Source organism: Paenibacillus aurantiacus, from assembly GCF_042431225.1.
GTDB lineage: Bacteria > Bacillota > Bacilli > Paenibacillales > Paenibacillaceae > Paenibacillus_Z > Paenibacillus_Z aurantiacus.
The window spans coordinates 79,803-100,449 of the sequence record NZ_JBHMDO010000047.1 but is presented as its reverse complement, the minus strand read 5'-3'; the positions used below and the strand labels follow the sequence as shown (position 1 = coordinate 100,449).

Here is a 20,647-nt window from a genome sequence, read left to right as displayed (position 1 = left end):
GCGGCGTCTCATTCGCGACTAGCCAGGCGATTCTGGTCATAGTGGAATTCGCTCGCCTGCGGGCGGAGCGAGAATAGGCTTATATTCCAGTGGGGCGGGGGGCCCCGGCTAGAGGGGATACTCGGCGAATTCGCGGTCCGGGTATCCCCGTCCTAGTCCAACCAAAGGAGCGGACGCACGTGAAAAAATATGTCCAGCTATTCGGCAATTTGCTAATCTATTTCGGCGTCTATACGGCGGTCTCGCTCATTCACAATCTGATCGTCGTCCCGTTGTTCCCGGCGTATAACGACGTGCTGTGGCGTAACGTTCCGGTGTGGATCACGATTAACTTCGCGATTACCGCCGTGCTGCTGCTCGGTTTTATCGGCCTCAAGAAGGCAATACGCAAAGACGGCCGGACCGACAACGTCATTGCGATGAGCCGGTTCGTCAATCTGTCGCGGGAGAACTGGATCGCGCTGACGATTCTTGGTCTTGCGATCGGCGTCTTCTACCTGTCGATCTTGAAGCTGTCGTTCGTCGCTTCAGCCTTCCCGGGCTTCGAGGAGTACGTCGCGCTGTTCATGCGTTCGGATAGCTTCGTATTGACGCTGATTGGCCTCGCCGTCATCGGACCTCTGTTCGAAGAAGTGCTCTTTCGCGGCGTCATCTTCAACTTGCTGCGGCGGACGGTGCCGATCTGGGCGACGTTCCTCATACAGGCCGTTCTGTATGCGTATGCGCAGCCGAATTCGTCCGTGCAGATGATCGCCTTTTTCCTGGCCCTCATCTATAGCTTCGTTTATTTGCGGACCGGGTCGATCTGGTCGACGATATGGGTGTCCGCGGTCATGAACGCGTTCATTTTCACGACGAAGCAATTCGGCCTCCATGAGACGTTCGCGACCTTCCGCGACGCGACGCTGTTCTTCAGCGCGCTGATCAGCCTATTCCTTATGGTGTATACGGTCTTCGTCATCTGGAGAGGGCACGGCACGATGCGCTACAACGTCATGGTCGGCAATCTCGTCCTGTGGGTGTTCCTCTACTTCCTGATCTACATTCCATCGCTGCTGCTCTGGAACAACCAGCTGCTTGCCATCAAGTCGATCGAACCGTTCCTGCGGGCGAACAACGTGCTGGGCTTCGTCATCTATGATTTAATCGCCCTCGCGGTCTACTATGCGGTCATGCGCGTCCTGCATAAGGAAAGCTTGATCAAGGTGAGCAACTTCAGCGCGATTCCCGCCAAATCCGGGGTGCTGATCGGGCTGCTCGGCGTGGCAATGGGCATCTGGGTGCAAAGTTTCTTCAAAATCCCTTACATTGCGGAGGCGTTCCCGCAGTTCGAAGGGCTGTTCTCCTATTTAACGACCGCGACGTTCGTTATTCTCGTGATCTTCCTGCTCATTCATTCCGTGTACAAAGAAGTGTTCTTCCGCGCGCTCGTCTATAACGTCCTGCGCACGGAGATGAACATGACGCTGTCCATCCTTATGTGCGGCGTCATCTACGGCGGCTTGTTCTTCAACTGGGACATCCCGATGACCGTCTATGCGCTGGCCGGCGCGCTGATCTTCAGCGCGATGTTCGAATGGTATCGCTCGATCTGGGCGCCGATCATTAATGAATTTCTGCTGTTCTTCACCTATTACTGGTTCCGCAAATTGGATATCCCCTACGGCGCGCTGCTGATCGTCCTTCTCGCGGTCAGCTCGATCGCGATCGTCGGGTTGATGATCTATCTGTACCGCCATCGGGAACGCGAGACGGGCGCGGCGGCCAGCGGGACGACCGAACGGCGCGGTCAAGCGGCAGAATCGAAAACGACGGCGGTATCAATGGAAATGGGGGGCTGACCGATGCTCGATCTGGATATGTTGACGTGGGACCAAGAAGCGAACGAAGGAACCCGGATCGAGGAGGAATCACGGAAAGATATCGCGATCATCGGCATCTCCGCGCAGCTCCCGGAGGCGGAAGATGCGGATCGGTTCTGGGACCTGCTTCGGGCGGGCAAAGACGGCATCGCCCCTTTCCCGCCGTCGCGCAGACGAGACGCGGACGCATACTTGAGACGCAAAGGGATGCAAGACGAACAAGCCGCGTATTATGACGGCGCGTTCCTCGGCGAGATCGACAAATTCGATCATGCCTTCTTCCGTCTGTCGCCGAAGGAAGCGGGCTTGATGACGCCGAACCAGCGGCTGTTCCTGGAGCAGGCATGGCGGGCGATCGAAGACGCCGGATACGGCGGCGGATTGCTGGACGGCAGCCGCACGGGCGTGTACGTCGGCTTCAATAACGACACGATGCACGATTACAAAAGCATGATCGCGGACGTCGATCCCGCGCTCCTCTCGCTTGCGGTGCCTGGCAATCTCTCTTCGGTCATCGCGGGTCGGATCTCGTATCTGCTGAACTTGAAGGGGCCGGCCGTCTGCATCGATACGGCCTGTTCGTCCTCGCTCGTTGCGCTGCATGCCGCATGCCAGGCGCTGCGCGGGAGCGAGTGCGACATGGCGATCGCCGGGAGCGTGAAGATCGCGCTGCTGCCTTTGGCCCACGAAGTAAAAATCGGTATCGAGGCGTCCGATTGGCGGGCGCGGACGTTCGACGACCGCGCGGACGGCACGGGCGCGGGCGAAGGCGTCGTGGCGATGATGCTGAAGCCGCTCGCCCGCGCGCTGGCGGACGGCGATGCGGTCTATGCGGTTATTAAAGGCAGCGCCGTCAATCAGGACGGCAGCTCTGTCGGGCTGACGGCGCCGAACGTCCGCGCGCAGGAGGATGTCATCGTCCGGGCGTGGGAGGACGCGGACATCGATCCGCTGACGATCTCCTATATTGAAGCCCATGGCACGGGCACCAAGCTGGGCGATCCGATCGAGATCGAGGGCATTAGCCGGGCGTTCGCCCGCTATACCGACCGCAAGCAGTTCGTCGCCGTCGGGTCGCTTAAGACGAACATCGGCCACCTCGACCACGCGGCGGGCATCGCGGGCGCGCTGAAGGCGGTGCTTGCGCTGCGCCATAGGCTCATTCCGGCATCGCTTCACTTCACGACGCCGAACCGGCAAATTCCGTTCGAAGACTCGCCGGTCTACGTGAACGCGGAGCTTGCCGAGTGGCAGACGAACGGCCGGCCGCGCCGCTGCGGCGTCAGCGCGTTCGGGATGAGCGGCACGAACTGCCATATGGTGCTGGAGGAAGCGCCGGAATCGGCGAACCGGGCTGCTAACTTCGCCGATACGGTAACGGCAGGAGGGTTGCCTCTTGCAGAAGGGGAAGCGCGTGTCTTCCCGATATCGGCCAAAAGCGAAGCTTCGCTTGCAGCGCTGATTCGCGCATATACGGACCAAGCCGACCGGCTGGCAGATGTGCCGCTCGCGGATGCGGCCTATACGGCGCAAACCGGTCGATGGCATTACCGGTTCCGCCTCGCCATCGTATGCAGTTCGACGAGGGAGCTGCTGGCGAAGCTACACCGCCTGACGCAATCCGGGCTATTGTCCGACGAGGCGGATGGCATCTACTATGGCGCTGCGGAAGAGGATGCTAGCGAGGCTCGCCAGGAGGATATGCGGCCTGACGAATTGGCGGCGTTATACGTGAACGGAGCACGCTTCGACTGGAAGCGGCTGAATGCGGGCACGAAGCGGAACCGGGTGCATTTGCCGGCTTATGCGTTCGAACGGACACGCTGCTGGCTGGATCTTGTCCCAGCAGGAGAATATGCGTTGGCCGGCGGGCAGGAGGATCATTGCACGCTAACCGAACGCGTCATTGCATCCGTCTGGGCCGATATGCTCGGATTGATTACGATCGACGTGCAGGAGAGCTACTACGCGCTCGGCGGGGACTCCATCCTGGCGATCAAGATCGTGAACCGTCTCCGGCAGCAGCATGGCATGACCATGCTGGAGGCCGTTCATCTGATGCAGTACGACACGGTAGCCGAATTGGCGGCGTACGTGGACAGCTGCGGCGGCGGGACCGCGAACGCGGCGCTCGGGCATCGGGTCGACGCCGGAATTCGAAGCGATCATGAAATTTCGTCGTTCGCGATTCAAGCCCCGGTTACGATCCCGGCTATGGCCAAGCGACTTTACTACCCGCTGACGCCATCGCAGCGCCGGGTATTCGTGCAGGAGCAGCGGGGCGCATCCGGTACGGGTTATAACATGCCGCTCGCCTTCGCGATCCGGGGCAAGCTCGAGCCCGAACGGCTGCGCCGGGCGGTCCAACTGCTGGTGAGCCGGCATGAGGCTTTTCGCACGCGATTCGATTGGCAGGACGGGGAACCGGTTCAAATCGCGGAGGAAGAGGCCGAGGTCGAGCTGCTGATTGCGCGGGCTTACGGCGCCGAAGAGGCAGATGGCATCCTGCGGCAATGGATACGTCCGTTCGATATTAGCCGTGCGCCTCTTCTGCGGGTCGGGCTTGTTCAGCTAGCGGATGAGGAGCAGCTGTTGTTCCTCGATATGCATCATCTCGTTGGGGACGGCGCTTCCTTCGGCATCGTCATGCATGATCTGCTGCGGTTGTACGAAGGAATAACCTTAATTCCGCAGTCGGTCAAGTATACGGACTTTGCCGTCTGGTACCAGGGATGGCTGGCAGGCGAGGAGGCGAAACGGCGATCGGACTACTGGCGGGAGAAGCTGGAGGCGCCCCTTCCCCCGCTGCGGCTGCCGCTTGACCGTAATCGCCATGCGGCCGCTCGCACGTTTGCCGGCGAGACGATTCGCTTCGAGCTGCCGCCTGAGACGGCGAAGCGATTGGCCTTGCTGGCAAGCTCGCGGCAGCTGACGCTTAACGCGCTGATGTTCGGCTTATATTCGCTGCTCGTCAGCCAATATGCGGGGCAGACGGAGACGGTGATCGGGACGATTGCCGCCGGACGTCCGCTGCCGGAGCTCGAAGGGCTCGTCGGCATGTTCATTCAATACTTGCCCGTGCGCGTACGCGCTGAAGGCGAAGCTGCGCTGGCAGCTTACTTGGCAGAGTCGAGCCGTTCGCTTCGGGAGGCGCTCGCGCACGAATATCCGTATGATGCGATGATCCGGCAGTCGGCCGGCAAGACGGAGGCGTCGCGCAATCCCTTCTACGACACGATGTTCATCTTCCACAACGAAGGAGGGGTGAGCGGGCTTCAAGCCGGCAGTCCGGAAGGCGCGGGTCTCGCGGGTCTGCGCGTGGCCGATTATCCGCTATCGCAGCCAGCGGCGCCGCTGGATATGAAGCTCGATGCTTACCCGCAGCCGGACGGTTCGATCAGGCTTGCGCTCAACTACAGCTCGGAGCTGTTCGAGCGCGGCACGATGGAGCGATTCGGTAATCATCTGACGCAGTTGTTCGGACGTCTTGCGAACGAAGGGGATGCGATGCTCGCGCTGCCGTTGTCCGCGCTCGCGCCGTGGAGCGCGGAAGAAGAGGCGGAGATGCGCGAAAGGCGCAGGCGCAATGATGTGCCGGCCGCGCAGCCGCAACGGGAGGAGCGTCCGTCCGTGCGCCTTGTCATTAGCGCGACTTTCACGGCAGATGGCATCGGCCGGCGCATCGAGGCGTGGACGGAGCGCTTCGGCATCCGCCTGCATGCGGAGATTGCCCCTTATAATCAAGTGTTCCAGCAGCTGCTGGATCGTCAGAGCACGCTTGCGGAGAACGACGGGATCAACCTGCTGCTTATCCGGTTCGAGGATTGGCTGGGCGAGGATCGATTGGACGAAGCGGCGGGACGCCGGACGCTCGATGCGCTCTACGAGGAGCTGATCGGCGCGCTTGAGCGGGCGCCGCAGCAGGTTCCGCTTGGCGTAGCTGTCTTGCCGGTTACCCCGCATCTGGGCATTCCGGACGGTCTTGCCGCCGCGATCAAGGAGAAGCAAGCACGGCTGATGCGCGAAGTCGAGACGATGAGCCATGCGTTCTCGGTCGATTGCACCCGCGCGGCCGAGGAATACGGCATCGCCGAGCCGTTCGACGCCATCAAGGAGGCCGCCGCGCATATGCCGTTCGGCGAATCGTTCGAGGCCGCGATCGGCGCCTGCGCGGCGCGGCGCATCGTCGCATGGCGGCGCCCGCCGTTCAAGGTATTGGTGCTCGATTGCGACAATACGCTGTGGAAGGGCGTGTGCGGGGAGGACGGCGCGCTCGGCGTCGAAATCACGGCGCCTTTCAAGGAAGTGCAACGTCGGGCGCTGGCGCTTCATGACGCCGGCATGCTGATCGCGCTCTGCAGCAAGAACAATGAAGCCGACGTATGGGAAGTATTCGATCGCCACCCGGATATGCTGCTGCGGAGAGAGCATATCGTGCAGGCTGCGGTGAATTGGCAGCCGAAGCCGGATAATCTGCGGGCGATGGCCAAGCAGCTTAACCTGGGACTGGACAGCTTCATCTTCCTCGACGACAGTCCGGTCGAATGCGCGGCGATGACGGGCGAGCTGCCGGAGGTGCTGACGCTTCGGCTGCCGGACGACCCGGCGCGAATTCCTTCGTTCCTGCGTCATGTCTGGGCGTTCGACCGCTGGAAGACGTCGGAGGAAGACCGGATGCGCACGCAGCTCTACAAGTCCGAGTCCCGGAGGGTAGAAGCGCGCAGCGAGGCGTCCTCCATGGACGACTTCCTGCATAACCTCGGACTTGCGATGAGCATGAGTCCGCTAACAGCGCAGCAGCTTGGCAGAGTCGCGCAGCTGACCCAGCGGACGAACCAGTTCAATCTGAACCCGGTTCGACGTACGGAGGCGGAGCTCGCGCGTTGGTTGGCCGAGCCGAACATCGCGGGCTGGGCAATCGAAGCGCGCGACCGGTTCGGCGATTACGGACTCGTCGGTGCGGTCATTGCGGAGAGCCGGGGAGAGACGCTGCGCATCCATGCGTTCATGTTGAGCTGCCGCGTGCTGGGCCGACATGTAGAAGATGCGGCTGTCGCCTATCTTGCGCGGCACGCCGAGCGGCAGGGGCTTCAACGGATCGAGGCGCCGTTCGTCCGCAGCGCGAAGAATCAGCCGATGCTCGCGTATCTGGAGCGCGGCGGTTGGACGCGCGGCAGCGAAGAAGAAGGCATCACCGTATTCGGATGCGACGTGAGCGAAGCGCCGGCATCGCCAGCGTTCATCGCGTTGTCGGAGGCGCCGCTCCCGGCACTAGAGAATGCGAGGCAGAAGGAAAGACCGACGTTAGATCACGTTGACTGTTTAGAGGATACCTGGGCGATCACGGAGACGCGCGCGCGTTCCCAAGTTGGAGCGGGAAGGGATGGCGAGCAGACGGCCAGCGCTGCCGTGGACTGGCCGAAGCGGGGAAGGGAAGCGGAAGTGGCGGGTAGACTGCATGCGGCTGCTTCGTATAGCGAATCAAGCGATATCCCGTCAGCAGTCGATACGGACCGATCTGCTTTGAGTATGATATCGGCACCGGTGCTCTCTGCGATCGGCGATCCCGGGCCGTGGCATGCCGAGGAGTTCGTAACGTCAGGACTGCTGCACGAGGCTTACTATGCGCCGCTGCGTTATTGTACGGAGCGTTCGCTGCTGGAGCTGTCCGCCGAACGGTTGACCGCTTCGCGTGAAGGCGCGCAAGGCAGCACTGCGCCAACCGGCCATTCGTCGCCCGCAAGCGCGACGGAAGAAGCGCTTGCGGACATATGCCGCGAGCTGCTCGGCCGCCCCATCATCGGCGTTACCGACGATTTCTTCGCGCTTGGGGCGAGTTCGCTCGATGCGGCCGCATACATGTCCCGCATCTACAAGCGGATCGGCGCGCAAGTATCGTTCAAGGAGCTGTTCGAATACCCGACGATCCGCGAGTTGGCCAGCCGTTTAGACGGTAGAGGCGTGGAAGAGACCGTGCCTGCCGCAATGATATCGGCGATAACTCCTACGGGCGAATACCCCGTCACTTCCGCGCAGAAGCGATTGATGTTGATTGCCCAGCAGCCCGGCGCGGAGAAGACGCTCTATAACGTACCGGGTGCCGTGAAGCTGACCGGACCGCTCGACTTGTTTCGTCTGGACGAAGCGCTGCGCGGCCTTGTCGCCCGGCACGAAGCGCTGCGCACCGTCTTCGAATGGAAGGACGGCGCGCCGGTTCAGCGAGTACTGCCAGAGGCGCTGCTCGATATCGAGCTGTACGAGACGGACGCAGAGTTCGGCATTGCGGACATCGCGCTAGCCTTCGTCCGTCCGTTCGATCTGGAGCAAGCACCGCTCGCCCGAGCCGGCTTGCTTCGGATTGGGCAAGACGAGGGCAGTCATCTGCTGCTTTTCGACTTCCACCATCTCATCGCCGACGGCGTCTCCATGCAGGTCATCATCGCGGATTTCGCGGCGCTTTATGCGGGCGAACGATTGCCGGAGCTCCAGCTTCAAGCGAAGGAGCTCGCGGTGTGGGAGCAGTCGTCCTTAACGGCTGAGCGGAAGCGGCGGCAGGAGGCGTACTGGCTGGGCGGCGTCTTCGCCGAGCGGCCGCCGGTTCTCCAGCTGCCGACCGATTATTCGCGTCCCGCGCGCCAGCGCCATGAAGGCGCGCGCCATTACGATGCGTGGGATGCAGAGCTGTTGTCGCTGACAAAGGGCATCGCCGCCGAGACCGGCGCGACGCTCTACATGGTCATACTCGCCGCGCTCAACGTGCTGCTGGCGAAATATTCGGGCCAGGAGGATATCGTCGTCGGCACGCCGGCCGCAGGACGAACGCATCCGGACGGGGATGGCGTCGTCGGCATGTTCGCCGGCACGCTCGCGCTTCGCAACCGTCCGCGCGGCGATCTGTCGTTCAAGGATTTCGTCGCGGCCGTCAAAGCGCATACCATCGAAGCGTTCGAGCATCAGGCATACCCTTTCGAGGAACTGGTTCAACGTCTTGCCCTGCCGGCCGATCCGAGCCGGCACCCGCTCTTCGCGGTCATGTTCGTGCTTCAGCGAAGGCAGAACCCTGCCATGCTGGACGAGGGGCTGAAGGCGGAGCCGTTCGACCTGCCGCAGCGCTTCTCCCGCTTCGATCTGACGCTCGACGCGGTGGAACGAGGGGAAGGACTGATGCTGGCATGGGAATATTCCACGAGCTTGTTCCGTCCGGATACGATGAAGCGCATGGCAGGGCATTTGGCCCATATCGTCCGGCAGGCGGCCGCCGACCCCGGACTTGCGATCGCGCAGCTTGCGCTGCTGACCGAAGCGGAAGCGCGCGGCTTGGCCGACTTCCAGCCTCCGGAGCTTGCTTACGACCGGACGATTACGCTCGCGCGCGCCTTCGAACGGCAGGCGGCGTCAACGCCGGACCGCGCCGCCGTCGTTAGCGAAGGTCACGTGATCCGCTACGCGCAACTGAATGCGTGCGCTAATGCGCTGGCCGCGCGGTTAGCAGTCGTGGGCGTGCATTCCGGAAGTCGCGTCGCGATCGCGATGGACCGTTCCTGGATGATGGTCGCGACCGCGCTCGCCGTCTTGAAATCCGGCGCCGCCTACGTTGCCATCGATCCGGAATATCCGCCGGAGCGCATTCGCTACATGCTGGAGGATAGCGATTCCGCGCTGCTCATCGCGGAGAGGCGGCATCTGAACCGTGTTAATTGGACGGGCAAGCGGCTGATCGCGGATGAATTCTTCGGCGACGGCAGCCGGATCGTCTGGCCTGATCCGGGCAATCCCGAGTCCGTCAACGGACCGCATGATCTTGCTTATCTCATCTACACATCCGGTTCGACCGGCACGCCGAAAGGCGTCATGGTGCCCAATCTCGGCATGCTCAATTTGGAGCAATTCTTCAAGCGCGGACTCGGCATCCGGCAGGAAGACCGGATCGTCCAATTCGCGAGCGCTTCGTTCGATGCCTCCGTATGGGAGACGTTCATGGCGCTGCTCGCGGGCGCATCCTTGCATATCGCGTCCAAAGAGACGATTGCCAGCTTCTCGCGGTTCGAGCGCTTCCTGAACGAGCACGACATTACGGTCGCGACATTACCGCCGACTTATGCGCTCGGTCTTGCGCCGGAGCGGCTGCCTTCGCTTCGCCTCATCGTGACGGCGGGGTCGGCCGCTTCGCCGGAGCAGGTTCGCAAGTGGCTGCCGCATGCGGCATACGTCAATGCGTACGGACCGACGGAGACGACGATTTGCGCGACATGGTGGCAGGCGGAAGACGAGCGTCATACCGGTGGCGAAGCGGCCGGGTCGGATTGCGAATCGGAGAGCCAAGAGACTGCATCGGCCGTTCGTTCGGTGCCGATCGGCCGGGCGCTTCCCAATATGCGAGCTTACGTGGTGAACGGTTCGGGACAGCGCCAACCGATCGGCGTGCCGGGCGAGCTGTGGATCGGCGGCGACGGTATTGCGCGCGGCTACCACGGGAGAGCGGATCTGACGGCGGAGAAGTTCATTGACAGTCCGTTCCGCGAGGGGGAACGGGTGTATAAGACCGGCGACCTGGCCAGGTGGCTGCCGGATGGCCAGCTCGAATATTTGGGCCGTATCGATCATCAGGTCAAAATACGGGGCTTCCGCATCGAGCTTGGCGAAATCGAACAAGTGCTTAGCGCATGTCCCGGCGTTCGCGAAGCGGCCGTCATCGTGCGGCGCAGCCCGGTGCTGGATGATTATCTATGCGCTTATTATACGAAGGAACCGGATGCCGACCTCGCGCCAGCCAAGCTCAAGGCTTATGCGGCGGCGAAGCTGCCGGGTTATATGGTACCGGCCTTCCTCGTGCCGCTCGCGTCCATGCCCTTGACGCCTAGCGGCAAGGTGGACGTTAATTCGCTGCCGGAGCCGGACATGGAGACGGCTGGGCAAGCCTATTTGCCTCCCGTTACGGAGACCGAGGCGGAGCTTGCGGCGATGTGGGAGGAAATGCTCGGCGTTGCAAGTCCGAGCGTCGACCGGTCCTTCTTCGAGCTTGGCGGCCACTCCTTGAAGGCGGCGGAGCTCCTTGGTGCCATACATGAGCGGTTCGGCGCCGATCTGGCGTATAGGCAAATTTTCGAATCGCCCACGATTCGGGAGCTAGCGGCTGTAATCGACATGCAGGAACGCGGGAAGCGCCAAGCCCCGATTACGCTCGTTCCGCGACGCGAGCTGCACCCGCTCTCCATCGCGCAGCGCCGGATCTATTGGGAGAGCCAGATGCCGGGCGGCGAATTGGCAAGTCATATGCCAAGCGCGATTCTCGCGGAAGGCGGGATTGATGCGGACCGGGCGGAAGCGGCGCTTGCGGCGATCATCAACCGTCACGAGACGCTGCGCACGAGTTTCATCATGCATGAGGGCGCGCCGGCGCAGCGTGTACAGGCGAAGGTTGATTTTCGGCTCGAGCGATTGGAAGCTGTACAGGATGCAGCGGATGCCGACTCCTACATGAACCGGTTCGTCCGGCCATTCGAGCTGACGAGCGCGCCGCTGCTGCGCGCCGGCATCGTCCGTCTCGCGCCCGATCGACATTTGCTGCTGTTCGACATGCATCATATCGTCTCGGACGGCTTGTCGATCGGCAACCTCATTCGTGAATTCGCGTTGTTGTACGAAGGTGGGGATCTGCCGGAGCTGCGCGTTCAATACATCGACTATGCGGCATGGCAGCAGACGCGCTTCGCCGCGCGCCGGGAGCATCTGGAGCGCTTCTGGCTTCGTTCGTTGGCAGGAGAGCTGCCGGTGCTTCGGCTGCCGGAGGATTATGCGCGTCAACCGTCCCGAGGCCGCGATGGCGGCGCGGTTGCCTTTGACTTGGAACCCCTGCTTGCGCAGCGGCTGCACGCTCTCGCGGCGGAGCGCGGCTGCACGCTTTACATGGTCATGCTTGCGGGATTCGCCGCCCTTCTCTCCCGTTATACGGGTCAAGAGGACATCACGATCGGCACGCCGGTATCCGGCCGGGATCATCGGTTCGCCTCGCCGCTCATCGGCATGTTCGCCGGTACGGTGCCGCTGCGCTGCAACCCGGCCGGCGGTCTTACGTTCGGGCAATTCCTGAACGATACGAAATTGCGCGCGCTGGAGGCGTTCGAGCATGGGGATTATCCGTTCGAACTGCTCGCGGAGCTGCCGGCGGTCAAGCGCGAACCGGGCAGACACCCGATATTCGATGTCATGTTCGCCATGCAGGACCCGGATATGCTTGCCGCGCCGATGGGCGGCTTGTCGCTTGCGCCGCTCGAGCTTGCGCGGCGCGCCGCAAGATTCGATTTGACGCTTGATCTGTATAAGGAACGCGGGGCTTGGAAAGGCACGTTCGTCTATGCCGGCGACTTATACGCGCGCAGTACGATCGAACGGATGAAAGATCGGTATCTCGCATTGCTTGGCGCGATTGCCGAATCGCCGGACATCTCGCTGCAGGACATCCCGCTTGGCGGCGAGGAGCCGCATGACGCGGGCAGCGCATGGGAGTCGCTTGATTTTGCCTTCTAGAGACAATTCCAACAATCGGGGTGTGATGTTCATGAGAACGGTATTCGAGAAAGAGCGCGTATATTGGAGCGGGCGGTTCGCGGAGGAGGATGCGCTTGCGGCGCTGCCTTACGGCAAGCCCGCGACGAACCGTTTCATCGGCGCTTGCGGCGAGAACCCGGCGGGTGCGAAGCTTGTTCGGACGATTCCGCGAGAGACGGGATCACGTCTGGCGGCTATTGCGAAGGATTCCCCTGCGGCGCTCTATCTGCTGCTGTTGGCCGGCCTCCAAAGCTTGATCTACAAATATTCTCATGAAGAGACCGTTATATTGGGCGTCCCTCGGGCAGTCGGTCAGGATCGTTCGTCCGCGGAGAGCGGCCTTCTGATCGTGAAGACGAAGGCGACCGGGGACAGCACGCTCAAGACGCTGCTGCAGGCATCCAAACTAGCGGTCGGCGAGGCGATGGCGCATCGCGGCATCCCGTTCCGCGAGATGGCGGCAGGGCTTACGTATCGCTTGGATGAAGGCGGCCGTCCTGTCATTCCGACGCTGGCGTCTCTTGGCGGGCTTCATCCGCCCGATTCGTTAGATGGATTCAGCTGCGACCTTCATTTTCGGTTCGAGCAAGACGAAGCGGATCTTCGCATTCTGCTCCTATACAATGAGCTGCACTATGAGGCGGACCAGCTCGATCGGATGTTGGGCCATCTGTGCCACTTGTTCGAGGCGATCACGCGGAATCCGGACCGGCCGCTGGACGACATCGAAACGATGCCGCCGGCGGAAATCGCGACGATGCGCTGCGGCTGGAACGACACGGACACCGCTTACGAATCCGGCTTAACGATTCATCTGCTATTCGAACGGCAGGCGGAACGAACGCCGGACGAGACGGCGGTCGTCTTCGGAGCTAAGCGGGTGTCGTACCGCGAACTGAACGAGCGGGCGAACCGGCTTGCCCGGACGCTGCGTCAAGCGGGCGCGGGACCGGACCGGCTCGTGATGGTCATGGCGGAGCGCGGCGCCGATATGGTCGCCGGCTTGCTCGCCGTCTTGAAGGCGGGCGCAGCTTACGTGCCGATCGATCCGGAGTTTCCCGACGCGCGCATCCGTCATATGGCCGAAGATTCCGGCTCGGAGCTGCTGCTGGCCCACCGCTCGCTCGCCGGGCGCATCTCATTCGGCGGGGCAAGCGTATTCCTGGACGATCCGGACGCGTACGCGTCCGATGGCACCAACCTTGATCCGCTGTCCGGCGCGGATAATCTCGCGTATGTCATCTACACATCGGGTTCAACGGGCATGCCCAAAGGCGTCATGATCGAGCATCGGTCGGTGCACAATTTCTTCGTCGGCATGACCGCCCGGATTCCGTTCGAGCCAGGCGGCGCGATATTGTCGGTCACGACCTATTCGTTCGATATTTTCGTACTGGAGACGCTGCTGCCGTTAACGATCGGCATGACGGTCGCCATGGCGGACATGGAGCAGCAGGGCGACCCGTCGCGTTTGGCGTCGTGGATCGCGTCGCAGAACATCCGCACGGCGCAGATGACGCCTTCGCGGATGGGGCTGCTGCTGGCTGACCCGCGGGGACGCGAGGCGATCGCCGGTCTTCGCTGTATTCTGCTCGGCGGCGAGGCGCTACCCGCGGCGCTGCTGGGCGAGCTGCGAAGCGTCGCGCAGGCTCGCATCTTCAATATGTACGGCCCAACGGAGACGACGGTCTGGTCGGCCGTTCACGAGGCGATCGGAGATTCCGATACCCGAATCGGCAAGCCGATCGCGAACACGCAGATTTACGTATTGGGTCCGAGCGGGCAATTGATGCCGACGGGTGCGGCCGGCGAGCTGTGCATCGCGGGCGACGGGCTGGCAAGAGGCTATTGGCGGCGCGAAGAACTGACCGCGGAGAAGTTCGCCCCGCATCCTTTCGCGATTGGCGAGCGGATGTATCGAACCGGAGACTTGGCGAGATGGAAGCCGGACGGAACGCTCGAATGTCTGGGGAGGCTGGATCAACAGGTCAAAATCCGTGGATACCGGGTGGAGCCGGGCGAAATTGAAGCTGCGCTCCTCGCGCTTGACGAAGTGGTTGAAGCGGCCGTCGTCGCCCGAGCGGACGAGGACGGCGCCTACTCGCTGTATGCGTATTACGCATCGGAGCGCGAGATTCCGATCTCGCTGCTTCGGGAGCGCCTAGGGTCCCGGCTGCCGGCTTATATGGTGCCGTCGGGGTTCGTACGTCTGGACCGGCTGCCGCAAACCCCGAACGGGAAGCTCGACCGCAAAGCGCTGCCGGCTATCGAAGCGGCGCTTCCATCGTCGCAGACCTCTGCTCCGTTGACGCCAGGCCAAGCGCAGCTGGCGGACATCTGGAAGGAGATTCTGCGCGTGCCGAGCGTCGAGGCGACCGGGAATTTCTTCGAGCTTGGCGGTCATTCCTTGCGCGCGGCGGCCTTGCTGCAGCGCATCTATGAGCAGACGGGCGCAACGCTCGCATTTCGCGACGTGTTTGATCACCCGACGCTTGCAGCCATGGCGGAGGCTGTCAGCGCCGCTTCGCGCACGGAAGGGGCCATCATTCCAGCAGCGGAGCCGGCGGAGTTCTACCCTTCCACCTCCGCGCAGAAGCGGCTGTACGTGCTCAGCCGCTTGGACGGCGCCGCTACGAGCTACAACATTCCGATGGCGCTGCGCATTAACGGGCCGCTTGAGCGGGAGCGGCTGGAATACGCATTCGGCGAGCTGATCCGACGGCATGAAGCGCTCCGCACGAGCTTCGACACGGTGCAGGGCGAGCTGGTGCAGCGGATCGAGCCGGAGGCGCGGCTCGTCATCGAATACTCGGAGGCCAGCGAGGAGGATGCCCGCGCGCAGGCGCTTGCGTTCGTCCGGCCGTTCGATCTGAGACAGGCGCCGCTGCTGCGCGTAGGCGTAATCCGGCTCGCTCCCGCGCGGCATCTGCTGCTCATCGACGTGCATCACATGGTGGCCGACGGCGTATCGATCAATCTGCTGGTGGAGGAGTTCACGCGCCTTTACGCCGGCGAGGCACTCGCGCCGCTGCACATCCAATACAAGGATTACGCCGTTTGGCGGCATCGGCTGGAGCAGACCGAAGCGTACGCGGCGCATGAACGGTTCTGGCTTGACGCGTTCGCGGGCGAGCTGCCCGTGCTGGATCTGCCGACGGACTTCCCCAGACCCGCGCTGCGGCGTTTCGAAGGCGATGTAATCCGGGTCGAGCTCGGGGAAGCGTTGACCGCGCGGCTTACGGCCTTCGCTGCGGAGCAAGAGGCGACGCTGTACATGGTCATGCTGGCCGCATTCTCCGCGCTGCTCGGCAGGTACGGCGGGGCGGAAGACGTCGTCGTCGGCTCGCCGGTCGCGGGCCGCTCGAGTTCGCAGACGCAGCGGGTCATCGGCATGTTCGTCAACACGCTGGCGATGCGCAGCTATCCGGCGCCGCGCAAGCCGTTCGCCGATTATTTGCGGGAAGTGCGGGCGATGGCGCTCGGCGCTTACGAGCATCAGCATTATCCCTTCGAAGAGCTGGTCGGCCGGCTTCGGCTGGCGCGCGACTTCAGCCGCAATCCGCTCTTCGACGCGGCGTTCGCGCTGCAAAACATGGAGAATCCGCTGCCGGCATGGAGCGGCTTGCAGGCGGAAGAGTATCCGTTGTCTCATGCGGTCGCCAAATTCGATCTTGCCTTGACCGCGGTTCCCGCGGATGGACGGATCGTCTGTCTGCTGGAATACAGCCGTTCGTTATTCAAGACGGAGACGGCCGAGCGGCTGGCTGCCCATTACGCGAACCTGCTAGAGGCGATCATCGAAGCGCCGGAGCGCGCGATCGGCTCCTTGAATTACATGGGCGAGGACGAGACGAAGCGCATCGTGGAGACATTCAACGCGACGGATACTGTCTACGATGGGGATCGGACGATTCCAAGCTTGTTTGAGGAGCGCGTCCGTCTTGATCCGGAGGCGGTCGCGGTCGCAGGCGGCGGCCAGCAGTGGACATACCGCGAATTGAACGAGAGAGCGAACCAATTGGCCGCGCTCCTGCAGGCAAGAGGCGTTGGGGCTGAGACGCTCGTTGGGGTCATCGTCGAGCGGTCTGTCGACATGATCGTCGGCGTGCTCGGCATCTTGAAGGCTGGCGGCGCTTATGTGCCGTTCGAGCCGCAATTCCCGCGGGAGCGGATCGAGGGCATCATGAGCCGCTCCGGCATCGCGCATCTCGTCACGCAGGCCGAGGCATTCCGTCCGTTCGAAGCGTTCAAATGGACGCTGCCGCAGCTGCGCGACATCGTCCTGCTAGACGAAGAGCAGCCGCGGGTCGAGCGCGAACAGGTCGACGCCGAGCAGGTGAAGGCATTATGGGATTACGTCGCCCGAAGCGCGGAAGGCCGGGTGGAGGAAGGCGGCTTCGTCAGCAGCTACACGGGCGAAGCGTTCAGCGAGGCCGAGGTGGACCGATACGTGCGGCACGTGACCGGGTTGATCAAGCCGCATCTTCACGCGCGTTCCCGCGTGCTGGAGATCGGCTGCGGCTCGGGGCTGATCATGTTCGAGCTCGCCGGCGGCGTAGCGGCCTACGTGGGCATGGATCCTTCGCCGCTCACCCAGCGGCGCAACCACGAGCGCCTGGCGGGCGGGGCTTATCCGGCGGTGTCGCTGGTGGAAGGCTTCGCGCACGAGACGCGCGGCTTGGCGGACGGAAGCTTCGATGCGATCATCATCGCCAGCGCGGCGCAGTTCTTCCCGGGCTACCGGTATTTGGAGGCGGTCATCGCGGAATGCCGGCGCTTGCTTGCGCCGGACGGGCGGATCTTCATCGCGGACGTGCCGGACGAGGAACGCAAAGAGACGTTCCGGCAGTCGCTCGCGGTTTTCGCGCGCGAGCATCAAGGTGCGTACCGGCCGACATATAACATGGACAAATTGTTGTACGCGAGCCGAAGCTTCTTCGATTATGCGGCCAAGAGGGCAGGGGGCTTGCAAGTCGAGCCGGCCATCGAGCGCAGTGCGGCGGATTTCCCGAACGAGCTGCAGTACCGGTTCGATATCGTCATGCGAAGAACCGACTCGCCGGCGGATATGCCGGCGCCGATCGTTGTCTCGGAATGGACACGGTGGCATCTCGAGGGCTATGGGACAACCGACCCCGAATGTTCGTCCAAGGCGGATCATCTCGCCTACGTCATCTTCACCTCCGGTTCGACGGGCACGCCGAAAGGCGTCATGGTGAAGCACCGACCGGTCATCAACCTGATCGAATGGGTGAACAAGACGTATGGCATCGGCAAGGGCGACCGCGTCCTGTTCATGACGTCGCTCTGCTTCGATTTGTCGGTGTACGATATCTTCGGCTTCTTGGCAGCCGGAGCCTCGATCCGTATCGCTTCGCGGTCGGAGATACGCAATCCGAACGCGCTTGCCGCCATGTTGCGGAGCGAGCCGGTCACGTTCTGGGATTCCGCGCCCGCGGCGCTTCAGCAGCTGATGCCGACGCTCGAGGCGATGGGCGAGAAAGCGGCCGCCGCAAGCCTGCGTCTGGTCTTCCTGAGCGGGGATTGGATTCCCGTCACGCTTCCGGACCGACTGCGGGCCGCTGTCCCGTCCGCGCGCGTCATCGCCCTCGGGGGCGCGACGGAGGCGACGGTCTGGTCGAACTACTACCCCGTCGGGGACGTGCAGCCATACTGGGCGAGCATCCCGTACGGCAAGCCGATTCAGAACGCGCGCTATTACATTCTGAACGAAGCGCTCAAGCCTTGTCCGATCGGCGTGAAGGGGGCGTTGTACATTGGCGGAGAGGTGCTGGCTTCCGGTTATATGCATCAGCCTGAGTTGACGGCCGAACGGTTCATCGACAATCCGTTCCATGCCGGGAAGTTGTATTGGACGGGCGATATGGCTCGCTGGCTCGACGACGGCAATATTGAATTCATGGGAAGGGTAGACCATCAGGTCAAAATTCGCGGGTACCGGATCGAGCTTGGCGAAATCCATGCGCAGCTGATCAAGCATGAGGCTGTCCGGGAAGCGGTCGTGCTCGACCGGCCCGATCCGCACGGGGCTAAGTGCATTTGCGCCTACTACGTATCTGCTTCGGGTCTATCGCCGGCCGAGCTTCGCGCTTACGCGTCCAGGTGGCTGCCCTCCTACATGCTGCCGTCATACTTCGTGCCGATCGACAACATTCCGTTAACCGCTAACGGCAAAGTCGACCGCGCCGCGCTCCCCGAGCCGAGCGCGGCGGCCGCGCTCGCCGCCGATTACGCGGAGCCGCGCACGGACGTCGAGCGGGCGATGGCCGACGTATGGGCGGAGCTGCTCGGCCTTGCGCGAATCGGCATCCACGACGACTTCATGGCGCTCGGCGGCGATTCGATGAAAGCGATCCAGGCCGCCGCCAAGCTGGAAGAGCGAGGGTACCGGGTCGATATCGAGCATTTGTTCCGCTACACCCGAATCGCGGAGGCGAGCGCCTACGCGCAGCCGATCGCGGCCATGCGGGATGTGCCTGCGGAGCTGCCGCCGCTAATTACGGTGGAGCCGCGCTATATCGAATTTCTGTACTGCACCGAGATGGAGATCGTGGCCGTCGCCAATTGGCACGGACGGGGCTCGGCGGGCATGTTCGCCGATACATGGACGTTCGGCTACGTGTCGAATGCCTCTTCGCGGCTGGGCGCTTGCTTAAGCGAGCTGCGGCGCTTCGACCCGCTGCTGCTGGAGCGGTACCACGGTCTGGCGCTCGATGACCGGACGCTGACCGATGTCGGGCTTGCCGTCGCGGATATTCTCGAACAGCTCCGTCAAGGAAGCCCTGTCTTGGCCGCCGTCAAGGCGAATGCCATTCCGTGGGACGGCGGATTCGGCAATCCGGACAATACGCGCATTCATGCGGCGACGATCATCGGCGTAAGCGGGGATGGCGAGACGTTCTACTGCTCGGACAGCTGGTACGGCAAGTTCGCGCAGCCGCTGCCGAAGGCGGATTTGCTCGCGGCCTATTTGAACCACGCGGTTATGCATAAGACGCGGGATGCGGCCGAGTTGGCCGACTGGCGCAGCGTCGTGCTGACGCATGCGCCGCGCACGGAAGGCGGGAATTCGCCGTTCGATCAGATGCGTTCCTTCGCGCAGGACGTAAGAGCGGGTCTGGATTTGGCCGTCGAATGGGGCGATTCGGGGACGTGGCACGACGCGCCGCTCATCCGCACGATCTTCGACCTGAGCACCGGCCGCATGATGTTCGCGGGCTTGCTTCGGGAGTTGGCGGCGCGAGACGGCGTGCCGGCGCTAGGGGGCATAGCCGACGGGCTGGAGGAAGCGAGCAACCGGTGGCGTTCAATCAACAAGATTCTCGTGCGGGCGAGTTTGAATCCTGCCCAAGGCCGTCATGGAGAGCTGCTGGCTGCCAAGATCGAAGACATCGCGACGTTCGAGGAACAACTCGCGATCGAATTGCGAGGCATCGGCGAGGCCCAGGAAGCGGCTGTGGTCCAAGCGGGAGAAGCAGCTGCCTCTGCCGAGCCGGAAGAGAACGCGGAGCATAAGCTAGAGCCGGCTGAACAATGCGTGTACACATCCGTGCCGCTTGGCGCCTATATGAACGACCAGGGCTTCGGCAGTCTCGGCAGCGACCGGGCGAATCTGACGGGCATGGGGACGTATTTCTTGCCGGACGAAGCGCTTGCAAGCGAAGAATTCCAGGTGGATGATCGGCCGTTTCGCTTCGGGGACTTGCTCGATGGAGGCAACGACAACATTTCGTGCCACGGGCAAATCATCCGGCTGCCGCAAGGCCGCTACGACGAGATCGCGCTGCTCGGCTGCAGCGAGTGGGGGAATTACATCGAACCATGCACGGCGGTGTACCAAGACGGGACGAAGGAGGTATTCCGCTTACGGTTCACCGATTGGACGGGCGCGCCGCGCTTCGGCGAGCGAATCGCCTGGGAAGGCCGGATTGCGGAGCGCAACGAAGTCCGCACCTTCGTCATCGACCAGCCCGGACGCATATTCATGCAGAAGCATGCGCTCGATGGGCGGAAGGCGACGGCTGCGCTTCAGCTCCCGTACAGCCCGGGCATGCATATATTCGCGATTACGCTGCGCCATGCGCCGGTCGAGACGCGACCAGACGAGCAGTCGAACCGGACGGAGGAAATGCGCGCGTGAGCAGCGATGCAGTAGTTGTCCGGCAATAACCGCTCCAACAACGACGGCCCGGCCTTCGCATAATTGCGAAGGCCGG

General features: G+C 62.8%; 3 protein-coding genes. All 3 read left to right on the top strand.

What is annotated here, in order from left to right:
* Window positions 1–179 precede the first annotated feature (179 nt).
* Genes ACFFSY_RS28735 through ACFFSY_RS28725 form a run of 3 tightly spaced genes read left to right on the top strand, consistent with a single transcriptional unit; the run spans window position 180 to window position 20,571 of the window.
* Window positions 180–1,841 carry a type II CAAX endopeptidase family protein gene (locus ACFFSY_RS28735; RefSeq protein WP_377500678.1) on the top strand — a complete coding sequence of 554 codons (1,662 nt, stop codon included), beginning with the start codon at window positions 180–182 and terminating at the stop codon, window positions 1,839–1,841.
* Window positions 1,842–1,844: 3 nt separating this feature from the next.
* The gene (locus ACFFSY_RS28730) at window positions 1,845–12,389 is read left to right on the top strand and encodes a non-ribosomal peptide synthetase (RefSeq protein ID WP_377500676.1); all 10,545 of its coding nucleotides are present in this window, start codon (window positions 1,845–1,847) and stop codon (window positions 12,387–12,389) included.
* A 31-nt stretch (window positions 12,390–12,420) separates the two neighbouring features.
* Window positions 12,421–20,571, top strand: coding sequence for a non-ribosomal peptide synthetase (locus ACFFSY_RS28725; protein WP_377500674.1), 8,151 nt, complete (start codon window positions 12,421–12,423; stop codon window positions 20,569–20,571).
* Window positions 20,572–20,647: the final 76 nt, after the last annotated feature.